Source organism: Gilvirhabdus luticola (assembly GCF_040117515.1).
Classification (GTDB): Bacteria; Bacteroidota; Bacteroidia; order Flavobacteriales; family Flavobacteriaceae; genus Gilvirhabdus; species Gilvirhabdus luticola.
The window spans coordinates 217,983-233,518 of sequence record NZ_JBEEEN010000001.1 but is presented as its reverse complement, the minus strand read 5'-3'; the positions used below and the strand labels follow the sequence as shown (position 1 = coordinate 233,518).

Annotated in this window: 15 protein-coding genes; 8 read left to right on the top strand and 7 right to left on the bottom strand. The window is 31.7% G+C overall.

The window, feature by feature from the left end:
- Positions 1-15 precede the first annotated feature (15 nt).
- Positions 16-564 carry a thioredoxin family protein gene (locus tag AAFP94_RS01135; RefSeq protein ID WP_316661038.1) on the top strand — a complete coding sequence of 183 codons (549 nt, stop codon included), beginning with the start codon at positions 16-18 and terminating at the stop codon, positions 562-564.
- Here AAFP94_RS01135 and AAFP94_RS01130 read toward each other — a convergent pair.
- Genes AAFP94_RS01130 through surE form a run of 5 tightly spaced genes read right to left on the bottom strand, consistent with a single transcriptional unit; the run spans position 561 to position 5,328 of the window.
- On the bottom strand, positions 561-2,597 hold the full coding sequence (locus AAFP94_RS01130; RefSeq protein WP_316661039.1) for a ComEC/Rec2 family competence protein: 2,037 nt from the start codon (positions 2,595-2,597) through the stop codon (positions 561-563). The two genes, AAFP94_RS01135 and AAFP94_RS01130, sit on opposite strands and share 4 nt — an antisense overlap.
- Positions 2,598-2,624: 27 nt before the next feature.
- The gene (locus AAFP94_RS01125) at positions 2,625-3,161 is read right to left on the bottom strand and encodes a C40 family peptidase (RefSeq protein WP_316661040.1); all 537 of its coding nucleotides are present in this window, start codon (positions 3,159-3,161) and stop codon (positions 2,625-2,627) included.
- Positions 3,154-4,269, bottom strand: coding sequence for a lipid-A-disaccharide synthase (gene lpxB, locus AAFP94_RS01120; RefSeq protein ID WP_316661041.1), 1,116 nt, complete (start codon positions 4,267-4,269; stop codon positions 3,154-3,156). Before lpxB ends, AAFP94_RS01125 begins: the two co-directional genes overlap by 8 nt.
- An 11-nt stretch (positions 4,270-4,280) precedes the next feature.
- The gene (locus AAFP94_RS01115) at positions 4,281-4,559 is read right to left on the bottom strand and encodes a hypothetical protein (RefSeq protein ID WP_316661042.1); all 279 of its coding nucleotides are present in this window, start codon (positions 4,557-4,559) and stop codon (positions 4,281-4,283) included.
- Positions 4,552-5,328, bottom strand: coding sequence for a 5'/3'-nucleotidase SurE (gene surE, locus AAFP94_RS01110; RefSeq protein WP_316661043.1), 777 nt, complete (start codon positions 5,326-5,328; stop codon positions 4,552-4,554). Before surE ends, AAFP94_RS01115 begins: the two co-directional genes overlap by 8 nt.
- A gap of 151 nt (positions 5,329-5,479) precedes the next feature.
- On the opposite strand from surE, the gene AAFP94_RS01105 reads away from it, so the two are divergent.
- Together AAFP94_RS01105 and AAFP94_RS01100 are read left to right on the top strand one after the other, a co-directional pair.
- Positions 5,480-7,612 (top strand): carboxy terminal-processing peptidase, encoded by a 2,133-nt coding sequence (locus tag AAFP94_RS01105; RefSeq protein WP_316661044.1) that lies wholly within the window; start codon positions 5,480-5,482, stop codon positions 7,610-7,612.
- An 8-nt stretch (positions 7,613-7,620) separates the two neighbouring features.
- Complete coding sequence (locus tag AAFP94_RS01100) at positions 7,621-8,715, top strand: ABC transporter permease (RefSeq protein WP_316661045.1); 1,095 nt, start codon at positions 7,621-7,623, stop codon at positions 8,713-8,715.
- A 5-nt stretch (positions 8,716-8,720) separates the two neighbouring features.
- On the opposite strand, the gene yihA is transcribed toward AAFP94_RS01100, so the two are convergent.
- Both yihA and AAFP94_RS01090 read right to left on the bottom strand, forming a co-directional pair.
- Positions 8,721-9,323 (bottom strand): ribosome biogenesis GTP-binding protein YihA/YsxC, encoded by a 603-nt coding sequence (yihA, locus tag AAFP94_RS01095; protein ID WP_316661046.1) that lies wholly within the window; start codon positions 9,321-9,323, stop codon positions 8,721-8,723.
- Between the two features lie 11 nt (positions 9,324-9,334).
- Entirely contained in the window at positions 9,335-10,099 is a 765-nt protein-coding gene (locus AAFP94_RS01090; protein ID WP_316661047.1) for an alpha/beta fold hydrolase, read from the bottom strand.
- Between the two features lie 292 nt (positions 10,100-10,391).
- Here AAFP94_RS01090 and mraZ point away from each other — a divergent pair, with 292 nt between their 5' ends.
- From mraZ to AAFP94_RS01065, 5 genes are all read left to right on the top strand, one after another.
- Positions 10,392-10,859 (top strand): division/cell wall cluster transcriptional repressor MraZ, encoded by a 468-nt coding sequence (gene mraZ / locus AAFP94_RS01085; protein ID WP_316661048.1) that lies wholly within the window; start codon positions 10,392-10,394, stop codon positions 10,857-10,859.
- A complete protein-coding gene (rsmH, locus tag AAFP94_RS01080; RefSeq protein WP_316661049.1) occupies positions 10,846-11,742 on the top strand; it encodes a 16S rRNA (cytosine(1402)-N(4))-methyltransferase RsmH in 897 nt (298 codons plus the stop codon). Before mraZ ends, rsmH begins: the two co-directional genes overlap by 14 nt.
- A complete protein-coding gene (locus AAFP94_RS01075; protein ID WP_316661050.1) occupies positions 11,739-12,056 on the top strand; it encodes an FtsL-like putative cell division protein in 318 nt (105 codons plus the stop codon). Before rsmH ends, AAFP94_RS01075 begins: the two co-directional genes overlap by 4 nt.
- A 64-nt stretch (positions 12,057-12,120) precedes the next feature.
- Positions 12,121-14,076 (top strand): penicillin-binding protein, encoded by a 1,956-nt coding sequence (locus AAFP94_RS01070; RefSeq protein ID WP_316661275.1) that lies wholly within the window; start codon positions 12,121-12,123, stop codon positions 14,074-14,076.
- Entirely contained in the window at positions 14,073-15,536 is a 1,464-nt protein-coding gene (locus AAFP94_RS01065) for a UDP-N-acetylmuramoyl-L-alanyl-D-glutamate--2,6-diaminopimelate ligase (protein ID WP_316661051.1), read from the top strand. The genes AAFP94_RS01070 and AAFP94_RS01065 overlap by 4 nt, the downstream gene beginning before the upstream one ends.

The window sequence follows — 15,536 nt, the reverse complement described above, 5'->3', positions numbered from 1 at the left end:
GCAACAAATCTTATTATGAAAAAAGCAATTATTTTATTACTGTGTTTGGCATTTGTAGGCTTTAACAGTGTAGCTCAAGAGATAAATTGGGTTAGTTTGGAGGAAGCTATAGCACTTCAAAAAAAGAATCCAAAAAAGATAATCATGGACGCTTACACTGAATGGTGTGGTCCATGTAAGATGTTAGATCGTAACACTTTTCACAACAATGATGTAGTAAATTATATCAATGAGCATTTTTACGCTGTGAAGTTTAATGCTGAAGGAAATGAAACCATTACCTATCAAGGTAAAACGTTTGATAATCCAAACTATGATCCTGCAAAAGCCAAAAGAAGAAATGGGACTCATAGACTTACTTCATATTTAAAAGTTTCAGCTTATCCTACATTAGTATTCTTTGATGAAAAAGGTGATTATATTACACCAATAGTTGGGTATCAAACACCACAGCAGCTAGAATTGTATTTAAAGTTGTTCAAAGATGATCATCATAAGAACATGAAATCTCAAGAAGATTTTAATGATTTTTATGAAGCTTTTAAACCAGAATTTAAAAGTTAATAGGAAAAGTTAAATATATAAGCTCCCTTTTTTCCAGTTTGGTAAAAAGGGAGTTTTCTTTTGTTGCAGGTTTCTTCCCATCTTTCAATATATGATATATAGTTACTTCCATCTGCTATAACCAGTTCCGGGTTAATAGAATCTATTAATCTGTTTAAATTTATTTTTGGTGAATCCCGTAACAAAACATAACTGGGTTTAAAAGATTTTACATTATAAATTCCAAGACTATCAATAACCAAGAGTTTTTTATCGGCAATCTGATAAATGTTTTTTAGAGTATCCTCCTTAATTTCTTTTATATGATTGCCAATACAGTAGTTCTTTAAAATGAAATTGTTTTCAATACTATCTAAATTATGATGTACAATGAATTTAGTACCAGTTTTTTCACCAATTAAACTTTTTCTGCTTTTATGAAAAACAATGAATGCAATCTGTTGATTTTCAATATTTTTATATATCAATGTGGCTTGAAAAAACAATATGGCCACAAAAGCATAGATTAGGTTATGAAAGCTTTTATTCTTAATATACCTGACGGTTGAAGCAATGATCAAATACGTAGTTATGACAAATATGATTCCAAAAGAAATGTCTTTGATCAAAAATTCTTCGTGAACAGAAACCCATTCTATAAATAGATTCATTGCCCTAATAATACTTTCATATATTCTAGCTAAAAAGGAAGGCAAAACACCTAGTAAAGCCATAAGAATAATAATTAAACCTAAACCTAGGATAAGCCCTAAAAAAGGAATAATAACGAGATTGGAAAGCCAAAACAATCCTGGAAACTGATGAAAATAGAACAGACTTAAAGGAATAACACCAATTTGTGCTGCAAGACTAACTATGAATATTTGCCAAAACTTATCTAAAATAAAATGTTTAGGCTTCCAGAGTTTATATATCAAAGGATAGATACTAACAATGCCCAAAACAGCAGCATAACTTAATTGAAATCCTACATCAAATAAAAACATGGGTTTGACTAAAAGTAAAAAGAAAACAGAAATAGCAATGGAGTTGTAAATATTGGCTGGTCTTTTCATTTGTAGCCCAATAGCAAGAATACTGAACATGGAAACTGCTCTTGTAACCGAAGCCGATAATCCAGCCACAACGGCGAAGCACCACAAAAACAAAACTATGAGTAACGTTTTTATGAAAACACCATGCTTTATCTGTTCAATTGGTTTTAAAGCGAAAGAGATTAATAGTAATATAATTCCAACATGTAGACCAGAAACTGCCAGTATATGTATTGCTCCAGCATTAGTATAATTTTCATAAATATCTCTGTCTATATCTTGCCTTTGTCCTAATAATAATGCGTTGATTATAGCAAGTTCATCTCCTTTAAAATCATATTTTTTAAGCTTTTCATTTATTGTAGTTCTAATATGATTTGCACTACCAAATATGGTTGATGAATTAGATTTAAGTTTGAATAGTTCTGAATGGTCAGTATAAATTTGATGAAAAATATATTTCTTTTCCAAATAATTTTTATAGTTAAACTGATTTGGGTTAAGAGGAGTATTTATTTCGGCAAGATTAGTTTTTATCAAAAATTCTTCATCTATTGTCAATTGATTTTTTGAAGAATCTTTAGCAATATTTAGAAGTATTTTTCCGGAAACTTCATTATTATTCATTTTTATGACATTAACAACATATTTGTCATGAAAAGCACTTGATTTTAGTACTTCTCTTACTTTTAGCAAAAGAACATGAGACTCACTTTTTGAAGATATTTTGTGAGAATAATGATCCTCAAAATTCTTCTGGTTATGAAGGTTAACAGTTAAAATTCCAATAGAAATAAAAGTCGAAAAAGAAATAATACCAAACCAAAAGGGTTTAACCAATTGTTTCTTTGCCAATACCCAAAAGGCAAATGTTAATATTATGAAAAAACCTGTAATGCATAAAGACCAATTTAAAGAAATAGAAAAAGCACTAGCCCATATAATACCAAAGACCAAACAAAACGTAAGTTTAATAATTGCAAAATCCAGTAACTTCATTTATGAAAGTTAATAAAATTACGTTTTCTAAAAAACTCGCCTGGCTTGCACAAATGCAAAATACCAGTATTTCTCTTCTAAATTTGAAACAATGACTCCAGCACTGGTTGTTGAGTGTATAAACTCAACATAGCCAGTTCGGGCTTCGGTAACAATGGCTACGTGGTTTACTTTTCTACTGTTTTTTTTAGTGGCAAAAAAAAGAAGATCTCCTTTTTCTACCTCTTTGAGGTCAATCCATTGGCCAGTTTTTGAAAGATCGGAAGTTGTTCTAGGCAATAGTATTTTTTCGCTACCAAAAGAAGTGGATATTAAACCTGAACAATCCATGCCTCTTTTTGTATTCCCACCATATTTATACTTAACACCGTTAAATTGTTTAGCGTAATCAACAACTTTGTTTGCTAATTCATTTACTTTTAGTGTAGAATCCCGAGTTAAAATAATCTCTTCTGAAGTCGATTTGGAACTTTTTGACACTGCTCTTTTAGAAGATTTGCAACTTCCGAGAAAAAGTATTAGAAGAGAAACCAGAAATAATTTTCTTTGAATTGCTTTAACCATTAATTGTTGAGTAAATTAAATTAGCAACTTTCTCGCTAGCTCCTTTTCCACCAAGCTTTTTCTCTAATTCGTAATAATTAATAAAGAACTTTGTGCGTTCATAAGGATCTAGAATTTTTTCAAGCTCGTTTTTAAGTTGAACTGAATTTAGTTCGTTTTGAATTAACTCTTTAACCACTTCTTTATCCATTATTAGATTGACAAGTGAAATATATTCCAACTTAACCAATCTTTTCCCTATTTGATATGACAACCAACTTCCTTTATAACAAACCACTTGAGGGACTTTAAACAATGCGGTTTCTAAAGTAGCGGTTCCAGAAGTAACTAAAGCAGCAAAAGACACGCTTAATAAGTCGTATGTCATATTAGATACAAAATGTACATTAGCATCTTTAATAAACTGATTGTAGAACTCTTTATCCTGACTCGGAGCACCAGCAATTACAAATTGATAATCTTTAAAATCATTAACCGCACTCAACATGACTGAAAGCATTTTTTTTATTTCTTGTTTTCTACTTCCAGGCAACAAAGCAATGATTGGTTTTTCAGACAACTCATGTTCTGCTCTAAATTCATATTCGTCAACCTGATTTCTATCAGCAATGGCATCTATTAGTGGATGTCCAACAAACTCTACAGGATAGTTATGCTTCTTTTCGTAGAATTTTTTTTCAAAAGGCAAAATCACATACATTTTATCAACATCTCGCTTTATGACTTTAATACGATTTTCTTTCCAAGCCCATATTTGAGGTGAGATGTAATAATGAGTTTTGTAATTTTTATGTTTTGCCCATTTCGCAATTCTTAAATTAAATCCAGGATAGTCAATAAAAATAATAACGTCTGGATTATAGTTTTCAATATCCTTCTTACAGAAAGACAAGTTTTTGAGGATGGTTCGAATATTTAGTAGAACTTCAAGAAAACCCATAAAAGCAAGGTCTTTATAGTGTTTTACTAAATTGTCTGAAACTTTCTGCATTAAATCTCCACCCCAAACTCTAAAGCTAGCATCAACATCAATTTTTTGTAATGCCTTCATTAGGTTGGAACCATGTAAATCTCCTGAAGCTTCTCCGGCAATAATGTAATATTTCATAGCATTTTACATCACATTAGTATAAAGGTAAAGATAGCAACAAAAATGGTTACTAAAAGTACACCTCGAGCACGATAATCTTGTTTTTTTTTGATGAAGTAAAAAAATGCAATGAGATTTAAGATTGCACCCAAACTAATTAGTTTACCTAAAAAACCTTCGGCTAGTGCTATTTTAAGTGTAATGACAATGTTATTATCTTCTGAAAAAATTAATGTAGCCAATACTAAACCAATAGTATTTACCAATATGCCAACGAGAATACCTTTAAAAATTTCTTTTTTAATCATCTAAATTCAATGTATTTAAATACTGTATGCTGTGATGAGCAGTTAAATCAAACTGTATTGGGACAACAGAAACAAATCCATTATTTAAAGCCCATTCATCAGTATCTTGACCTTTATCTAAATTTACAAATTTCCCAGTAAGCCAGTAATAGTCTCTACCTTGAGGTGTTTTTCTTTTGTCAAATTCTTCCTGCCAATTGGCTCTTGCTTGCCTGCAAACCTTAATGCCTTTAATGTCTTTTTTTGACAATTTTGGAATATTCACATTTAAAACCACATCTTTTGGAAGGCTATTCTTAAGTACGGTTTTAGTAATCTTTTTAGCAAAGTATTTTGCGGCTTCAAAATCTGCATTATAATTATAATCTAATAGTGAAAATCCAATGGCAGGAATTCCTTCAATACCCGCTTCTATTGCTGCGCTCATTGTACCAGAATAAATAACATTAATTGAAGAATTGGAACCATGATTTATGCCTGAAACACATAAATCTGGTCGTCTTTCTAGAATTTCATTAATAGCGAGCTTTACACAATCTGCAGGAGTGCCGGTACAACTATACTCTTGTTGTTTTTCGGAATCATTAGATATTTTATCCAAATGCAACGTAGAATTTATGGTTATAGCGTGACCCATACCACTTTGTGCACTATCTGGAGCAACAACAACTACATCACCAATCTCATTCATTACCTGAATTAATGATCTGATTCCAGGCGCATTTATACCATCATCATTTGTAACTAAAATAAGAGGTCTTTTTGACATGTATAAAATATTATTTCATCGCTAAAATACGTAATTTGGTTTGTAATCGTTCTATTTGACCAGTTTAACAAAAAATTAGGGCTATTTGATATTGATGGCATGGTTTTTTCTTTATTTTAGTGAAAATTATATGATGAAACTTAATAGAATTATGAAAAGGAATTATAAAGTTATGTTGCTGGCGCTTCTTTTAGCGTTTGCATCTTGCAGTTTTACCACTAAAACTATTGACGATCCTGATAAAGATAAATTATTGGTTCAAGTCATAACATATCTTTTAGAACAAGTGCATTTTGATCCTAAAAGTATTGATGATGACTTTTCAACACATGTATTTAAAAGCTATTTTGAACAAATAGACCCTTATAAAAGGTATTTTTATAAGTCTGATATTGATGAATTTAGAAAGTTTGAAACAGAACTTGATGATCAATTAAAAAAGTATGATGTTTCCTTTTTTAATTTAACCCATGAGAGATTGGTTAAAAGAATTGAAGAATCTAAAGCTATTTATCGTGAAATTTTGACCAAACCATTCGACTTTACAATAGATGAAGAATTTAATGCCGATTATGAAAACATCGATTATGTCAATACAAAAAAAGAGCTTAAAGATAGATGGAGAAAACAACTTAAACTTTGGACGATTTCTAATTACACAGATTTAATTGAAGAGCAAGACCAGAATTTGATAAATGATTCTTCTTATGTAACAAAAACTAATGTTGAATTAGAGCAAGAAGCAAGAGAATCTGTATTGAAATTAATTGATAGGTACTATGAGGATGGATTGGAAGGACTAGAACGTAAAGACTGGTTCTCAAGGTATGTGAATGCTGTTGTTGAAGAGTTTGATCCACACACGTTTTATTTTGCCCCAGATGACAGAGATGCTTTTGATCAAGAAATATCTGGAAAGTTAGAAGGGATAGGTGCCAGATTGAGCAGTCAGTTTGATAATATTAAAATAGTTGAGCTTATTTCTGGAGGACCTGCTTGGAGAGGTCAAGAATTAGAAGTAGGTGATATTATTTTAAAAGTAAAACAAGAAGACGAAGAAGAACCGGTAAGTTTGATCGGTATGCGTACTGATGATGCGGTTAAATATATAAAAGGGCCAAAAGGAACAAAAGTTACATTGACTGTTAAAAAAGTAGATGGCACAATTAGGGATATTGAGATTATAAGAGATGTCGTAGAAATAGAAGAAACCTATGCTAGAACTTCAATTGTAAAAAAGGCAGATAAGAATTTTGGAGTTATTTACTTACCAAAATTTTATGCTGATTTTGATGATTATAAAAACCGGAATGCTGCTTCAGACATTAAGGTAGAAATAGAACGCCTTAAAGAACAAGGTATGGAAGGTTTGGTTTTAGATCTACGTGATAATGGAGGAGGATCATTACAAGCTGTAATAGACTTGGCTGGGTTGTTTATAAAAGATGGCCCGATAGTCCAAGTAAGAGCTACAGGAGAACCTAAAGAAGTTTTAAAAGACAGAGATAGATCTATTATTTGGGATGGTCCATTAGTAATTTTGGTTAATGAATTATCCGCTTCTGCGTCAGAGATTATGGCAGCGGCCATGCAAGATTATAAAAGAGCTATTATTATTGGAGGTAAGCAAACTTATGGAAAAGGGACAGTACAACAAGTTATGGACCTTAACAGAATGGTAAGGAATAATACGAATGGGGATCTAGGAGCATTAAAACTCACAATTCAAAAATATTATAGAATTAATGGAGGTTCAGTCCAGTTAGAAGGTGTTAAGAGTGATGTTGTCGTCCCAGATCGTTGGAGCTTTATTCCAGTTGGTGAAAAAGACTGGGAGAATCCGTTACCTTGGGATGAAATTGATGCGGCAAATTATAAAGTTTGGGATAGTTATTTTGATTATGACAGCACTATTGCTAATAGTAAAGAACGCATGAGCAATAATGATCAATTAAAACTAATTGAACAATATGCGATGTGGGTAAAAAACAATATGGATATCAAATCGTATTCATTAAACTATGAAAAATACAAAGCTAATTTAGATAAAAATGAAACTGAAGTAAAGAAGTTTGATAAGATATCTAATTATCAAACTAACCTAACTTTTGAGTCTTTAGCTTACGAGAAAAATTTATTTAAGCAAGATTCAGTTTTAAAAATAAAAAGAGAGCGTTGGCATGAGAGTTTAAGTAAAGATGTATATATTGAAGAAGCCTTGAATGTATTAGAGGATTTAAAAATGTCTTATTCAATTAATAAAGTTGCGGCTGTAAAAGACTAAACTTAAATATGAGTAACCAATCTCGCTCATTAAAACAACTTGCGCTCCAAAAGTTCAAAAAAGACTTTAGGGGCGTTTTTAGTTTTATCTTTATATTGCTTGTTGGTATAATTTCAATTTTTGCCTATGTTTTTGCACCAGACAATTCTCAAAATGCAAATCAAATGCATTTGGCAATCCATTCAAAAAAACCAGGATTTGAAGTAAAAATGCTTACGCTTCCATCAAAAACTGATTCAAATCAGAGTTTTTTCAGTAGGATTCTTTTTGGAAAAAAAAATACAGATACAGAGATACCAATTTCTTCTTTCATTAGAGATGATAATCAACTTACCTACACAGAATATGCGTCTGATGGATTAGATGGTTTAACAAAGTCTGTTAATCTTTCAGAATTCCCAGATTATTTGATGAAAGATTTGATAAAGCATAGAAAGTTTTATTTAGGAACAGACAAATACGGAAGAGATTTATTGAGTAGAATTCTTATTGGCGCTAGAATTTCGTTTTTTATAGGTTTTATTGCTGTTTTTATTTCCTTAATTATTGGAATTACCATGGGAAGCATTGCTGGGTATTTTGGAGGTAAGACAGATGCCATTATTATGTGGATTATTAATGTAACTTGGTCTATCCCAACATTGTTACTTGTCATTGCAATAACACTAGCATTAGGCAAAGGATTTTGGCAAGTTTTTATTGCTGTTGGCCTTACGATGTGGGTAGAGGTGGCTAGAGTAGTTAGAGGACAAATTATTAGTGTAAAGGAAATGCAATATGTTACAGCAGCAAGAGCGTTAGGATATAATGATTTTAGGATTATTACAAAGCATATTTTACCCAATATTATGTCACCAATAATAGTGATTTCTGCAGCCAATTTTGCAGCAGCAATATTAATAGAAAGCGGATTAAGTTTTTTAGGCATTGGCGCTCAACCACCAATGGCGAGTTGGGGCGCAATGATAAAAGATCATTACAATTATATTATTCTGGGAAAACCCTATTTAGCAGTTATTCCAGGTCTTTGTATAATGAGTTTGGTAGTTGCATTTATGCTTATAGGAAATGCTATGAGAGATGCTTTTGATGTGAAAAGCTAACAAATCTAGGTTGTTAAATTTTTATTTGTTTCATCAATAAATCTTAATAGATCATCTTTACCAACACCTTTACTTGAAGAGGTAATGAAATAATTTGGTAATTCTTCCCAAGTCTCTAAAAGCACATTTTTATAAGCAATAATATGACTCTCGATAGCTTTAGGTTTTAGTTTGTCTGCTTTGGTAAAAATGATTGAAAATGGAATCATGTTTTCACCTAACCATTGCATGAATTCCAAGTCAATATTTTGTGGTTCATGTCTAATATCTACAAGGACAAAAGCTGAAACTAATTGTTTTCTTTCACTAAAATAGGCAGTTATAAATTTTTGAAATGTCTTTTTAGCACTTTTTGAAACTTTTGCATATCCATAACCAGGCAAGTCTACCAGATACCAGTTTTTATTAATTATAAAATGATTAATTAATTGTGTTTTTCCTGGTTTTCCTGATGTTTTGGCAAGATTTCTTCGATTTGTTAACATGTTTATGAGGGAAGATTTCCCAACATTACTTCGACCAATAAATGCATATTCTGGTAAATAATCTTTTGGGCATTTAGAAACGTCAGAATTACTTACAACAAATTCAGCAGATTTAATTTGCATAAGTTTTTGGTTTAGAAATTTCTTTTAGTTAACCAAGCATATAATATTTCATTAAACTCATCTGGATGTTCCATCATAGCTGCATGCCCACATTTGTCAATCCAAAACAAATCAGAATCAGGTAATAGGCTATTGAATTCTTCAGCAACTTCTGGAGGAGTAACAGTATCGTTTTTTCCCCAAATGATGCAGGCAGGAGTTGACATTTTTGGTAAATCTTTTGCCATATTATGTCTTATTGCACTTTTTGCAATGGCTAAAGTTTTAATAAGTTTATTTCTATCGTTTACTGTAGCATAAACTTCATCAACAATCTCTTTGGTTGCTATTTTTGGATCATAAAAAACATCTTGTGCTTTTTTCTTAATAACCTCATAATCACTTCGTTTTGTATAGCCACCACCCATAGCACTTTCATATAATCCAGAACTACCAGTTATGACAAGAGCTTTAATTTTTTCTGGATACAATTTAGTATGATAAAGACCTATATGACCTCCAAGAGAGTTACCTAACAAGATAACATTATCAAATTTTTTAAATTCTATAAATTCATGGAGATATTTGGCAAAACTTTTAACATTAGTTTTAATAAGAGACATGGTGTAAATAGGCAATTCTGGGATAACAATTTTATACCCTTTTTCACTAAAAAAATAGGTAACAGAGTCAAAATTACTCAATCCTCCCATCAAACCATGTAACACTATAATTGGTGTACCTTCACCAATTTCTATATAGCTATAATTTTTTTCTTTCCTTAAATGATGTGTCATTAAATTAGCTAGTCATTTACTGATAAAAACAAATATAGGTATTTCATTCATATTATAGATGTTTTAATAAATTAAGCAATTTTTTTCAATTTAATTAACATGCTGTTAGCTAAAAACAGTGGGTATACTAAATCATTGAATTTTAAGCTTCCAGCTTAAAATTATTTAATTCAAAATCATTCTAAAAAAGCATTTAATCGAAAATTTATCAACAAAGTGGTAAAATGTGGTAAAATGTGGTATATTTTTCAATATATTTGAATCTTATAACATAAAACTATAGCCAACCACCTTGAATTCTTTAATAGGAACATACGAATGTAAAGTAGATTCTAAAGGAAGACTCATGCTGCCTGCTGCTTTAAAAAAGCAATTGTCTCCTGCGTTACAGTCTGGTTTTGTTTTGAAAAGAGCTGTTTTTCAAAACTGTTTAGAACTATATCCTATGCAAGAGTGGGAAGGCTTAATGCAAAAAGTTAATAAGCTAAACCGTTTTAAAAAAAAGAATAATGATTTCATAAGGAGGTTTACTGCAGGTGTAAAAATTATAGAAGTAGATAATGCAGGAAGGTTATTGGTGCCAAAAGACCTTATTTCTTTTGCTGGAATTTCTAAAGAAATAGTTGTTTCATCTGCTATCAATATTATAGAAATCTGGGATAAAGAGAAATATGAACGAGCTATAGATGATGCAACAGGTGATTTTCCTGATTTAGCTGAAGAAGTAATGGGACAAGATGATGACAATGGAATATCATAATGCAGTTTTACTTAAAGAAACAGTTGAAGGTTTAAATATTTCTGAAGATGGTATTTATATAGATGTCACTTTTGGTGGAGGAGGACATAGTAAGGAAATTTTAAAACGTTTAGGTGAAAAAGGAAAATTGTTTGCATTTGATCAGGACCAAGACGCTCTAGTAAATACAATTGATGATGACCGTTTTACATTAATCAATGAGAATTTTAGATACCTGAAGCGGTTTTTGAGATTTTATGGAGTAACAGAAGTAGACGGCATATTAGCAGATTTTGGAGTTTCATCACATCAATTTGATGTTGCCGAACGTGGTTTTTCAACCAGATTTGAAGCTGACTTGGATATGAGGATGAATCAGGAAAATGAGTTTTCAGCATATCATGTTATCAATGAATATGATGAAGAGAAGTTAAGAAAAGTTTTTTGGCAATATGGAGAATTAAGACAAGCACCTCTAATGGCGCGAGCAATTGTTGAAGCTAGGAGATCAGAGCCAATAAAAACAAGTAAACAGTTTAAGGAGATATTAAAACGGTTTTTGCAACATAAAAAAGAAAACAAGGTGTTGGCACAAATTTATCAGGCCATAAGAATAGAAGTTAATCAAGAAATAGAAGCCTTGAAAGAATTTCTTTTGCAAGTTCCTGAAGTATTAAAGAAAGGAGCGCGCTTAAGCATTATCTCTTATCATTCTCTAGAAGATAGGTTGGTAAAACGTTTTATTAGAAATGGTTTGTTTGAAGGAGAACCTGAACGTGATGTGTTTGGAAATTTTGAAGTACCACTAAAAAAAGTTGGCAACCTAATTGTTCCAACATTTCAAGAGATAAAAGAAAACAACAGAGCTAGAAGTGCAAAATTAAGAATAGCCGAGAAGACATGAAAAAGGGTATATACAAAATACTTAAAGGGAAGTTTTTGGTAAGCGAGGATTCGTTTAAAAACTGGAGGGCAATCCTTTTTATTTCAGCACTTGCTATAGTAATGATTGCTAGTTCACATAGCGCGGATAAAAAAGTTCATGAGATCGCTAGATTAGATAATGAAGCAAAGGAGTTAAAGTCTGCTTTTTTAGATAGTCGTTCAAAACTTATGAAACTAAAGATGGAATCTGCTGTGATAATCAAATTAAAAGAAAAAGGATTATTGTCATCTGTTATTCCACCTAAAAAAATAAAAGTAAAATCTCAAAATTGAAAAAATAATCTTGGCAGTAAGCGAGAAGAACATATTAAACAGATTGTATTTTATTTCCGGATGTATGTTCGTCTTCGGATTAGCAGTAGTATTCAAATTAATCAATATTCAGTTTGTTCAAGGTGATAGATATCGTGATTTAGCAGAAAAAAGAGATGTAAAAAATGTTATTATTCCTGCGAATAGAGGAAACGTATATTCAGAAAATGGAAATCTTTTAGCTACTTCAATTCCCAAGTATGATATTAGGCTGGATGCTATAACACCTACAGCAAAAACATTTGAAGAAAATATTAAAGCTTTAAGCGATTCCCTTTCTGGTTATTCAGGTAAGTCATCTTCATACTTTCAAAAAGAAATCAGAAAAGCTAGAGCAAATAAAAACAGGTATTATCTGCTTGCCAGAAATATTGGCTATTCAGATTATGTCAGATTCAGAAACTTTCCACTCTTAAAATTGGGGGCATTCAAAGGAGGCTTAATTGTTGAACAAACAACCAAACGAGAACATCCAATGGGAGGCATTGCGCAAAGAACTATAGGTTATGAGCATATAGATGATCAAGGAAATGTTACCAGACCAGGGCTTGATGGTGCTTTCGGAGTTAAATACTTGCGCGGTGTTGATGGAAAAAGATTAAAGCAGAAAATAGGTAAAGGTCAATGGAAACCTATAGTAGACTATAACCAAGTAGAGCCAAAAGACGGCTATGATGTCTACACTACAATTGATGTTAATATACAAGATATTGCTCATCATGCTTTATTAGAACAATTGGAAAAATATAAAGCAGACCATGGTTGTGTAGTAGTTATGGAGACTAAAACTGGGAAAGTGAAAGCTATTTCAAACCTGGGTAGAAATAGCGAAGGCTATTATTACGAAAGGCTTAATTATGCTGTTGGAGAAAGTCATGAACCAGGTTCTACTTTTAAGCTCATGGCAATTACAGCAGCTTTAGAAGATAAAGTAATTGATACCAGTGATGTTGTAGATACAGAAAGCGGAATATTGACTTTTTATGGTAAAAAAGTTAGAGATTCAAAAAACGGAGGCTATGGTAAAATTTCAATTGCTAAAGCATTTGAAGTTTCATCCAATACAGGCATTGTAAAGGCTATTCACAACAGTTATCATGACAATCCTTCCAAATTTGTAGATCGCCTCTATTCAATGAATTTGAATAAACAGTTAGATCTACCCATTATAGGAGAAGGAGTGCCAATTATTCCAGACCCAAGAATTAAAAACAATCGCTGGAGCGGAATTGCTTTAGAATGGATGGCTTATGGTTATGGTGTTTCCTTCACGCCGTTACAAACATTGACGTTTTACAATGCCATTGCCAATGATGGCGTAATGATTAAACCACAATTTTTAAAAGAAGTTAAAGAGTTTGATAAGGTTATTGTTCCATTCAAAAAGGAAATCATAAATTCTAAAATATGTTCTACAGAAACAATTCTTAAAGTACAGCAGCTATTAAAAGATGTGGTCAATAAAGAACATGGAACAGGTCATAGATTATACTCGCCAAATTTTTCTATGGCAGGAAAAACAGGAACATGTCAAAAAGATTATGCCAAAAAAGATAAACTGAACTATATCTCATCGTTTGTGGGATATTTTCCAGCTGATAATCCAAAATACTCTTGCATAGTCGTGATTCATGAACCTGATAAAAGTGTTGGGTATTATGGAGCAGATGTTTCGGGACCAGTGTTTAAAAGAATTGCCCAAAAAATTTTCATAGATACTCCAATTGTTGACGAAATAGAGCAACTAGAGGTTAAAAGAACTGCTGTAGAGAAAGAATATCTAAATTATTATGATATAGCTAGAACTTATAAAACCATTATGCCAAGTGTGATAGGCTTACCAACAATGGATGCCCTTTCACTTCTTGAAAATATGGGATTAAAGGTTAAGGTTGAAGGTGTTGGCTTGGTAAAAAAACAATCAATAGACAAAGGTATCAAAGTAAATAAAAATCAAACAGTTGTTATTCAGGCATCATGACGAATTTAAGAGATATATTGTATAAAGTTACCTTGAATGCTGTTGTTGGGAATACTTCTGTGTCTGTTAATAAGATTGAATTCGATTCGAGAAAAATTTCCACAAATGATGTTTTTGTTGCAACTATAGGAACTATATCTAATGGTCATGATTTTATAGATAAAGCCATTAAGCTAGGTGCAATCGCGGTTGTCTGCGAAACTTTACCTAAAAATATTGTCAAAGGCATAACCTATGTAGAAGTTGAAAGTTCAACAAGTGCATTGGCCATTATGGCTTCAAATTACTTTGAAAACCCTTCAGAAAATTTAAAACTTGTTGGTATAACAGGAACCAATGGAAAAACAACGATCGCTTCATTGTTATATCAACTTTTTAAAAATGCAGGCTTTAAAGTTGGATTATTATCTACTGTAAAAATAATGGTTGATAATAAGATGTATAAAGCCACACATACAACACCAGACTCTTTAACTATAAATAAATACTTAAAGGAAATGAATATTGAGGGTGTTGAATTTTGCTTTATGGAAGTAAGCTCACATGGTATTCATCAGAATAGAACAGAAGGATTGCATTTTGAAGGAGGGATTTTCACCAATTTGTCTCATGACCATTTAGACTATCATGAGAATTTTGCAGAATATAGAAATGTAAAAAAATTATTTTTTGATGGCTTATCGAGTTCAGCATTTGCACTGGTAAACGTAGATGATAAAAATGGCTTATTCATGATTCAAAATACTAAGGCAAAAAAACACACTTATGCTCTAAAAGGATATGCAGATTATAAGGCTATTGTTTTGGAAAATCAATTAAGCGGATTACTTCTTAAAGTCAATGATAGTGAAGTTTGGACCAGATTAATTGGAAGCTTCAATGCTTACAATGTATTAGCTATTTATGCAACTGCAGAATTACTCGGCCTTGAACGAGTTGAAATATTAAGGTTGATTAGTGAACTGGAAAGTGTAGCAGGACGCTTTCAATACCTTATTTCAGACGATAATATAACTGCAATTGTTGATTATGCACATACACCGGATGCTCTTAAAAATGTGCTGGAAACCATCAATAGTATTCGTACAAAAAACGAAGAACTTATTACAGTTGTAGGTTGTGGAGGTGATAGAGATAAAACCAAACGCCCTAAAATGGGGCACATCGCTTCATTATTAAGCACCAAAGTGATTTTTACGAGTGACAATCCAAGAAGCGAAGTTCCTGAAACTATAATAAAAGATATAGAAAAAGGTGTTGAACCACAGAATTTCAAGAAAACAATATCCATAACAGATAGAGGACAAGCTATTAAAACAGCTTGCCAAATGGCGCACACCAATGACATCATTTTAATAGCTGGCAAAGGGCATGAAACCTATCAGGAAATTAAAGGTAAACGCTTTGATTTTGATGATTTTAAAATAGTACAAGAATTTTTAAAGCAATTACAAAAGTAG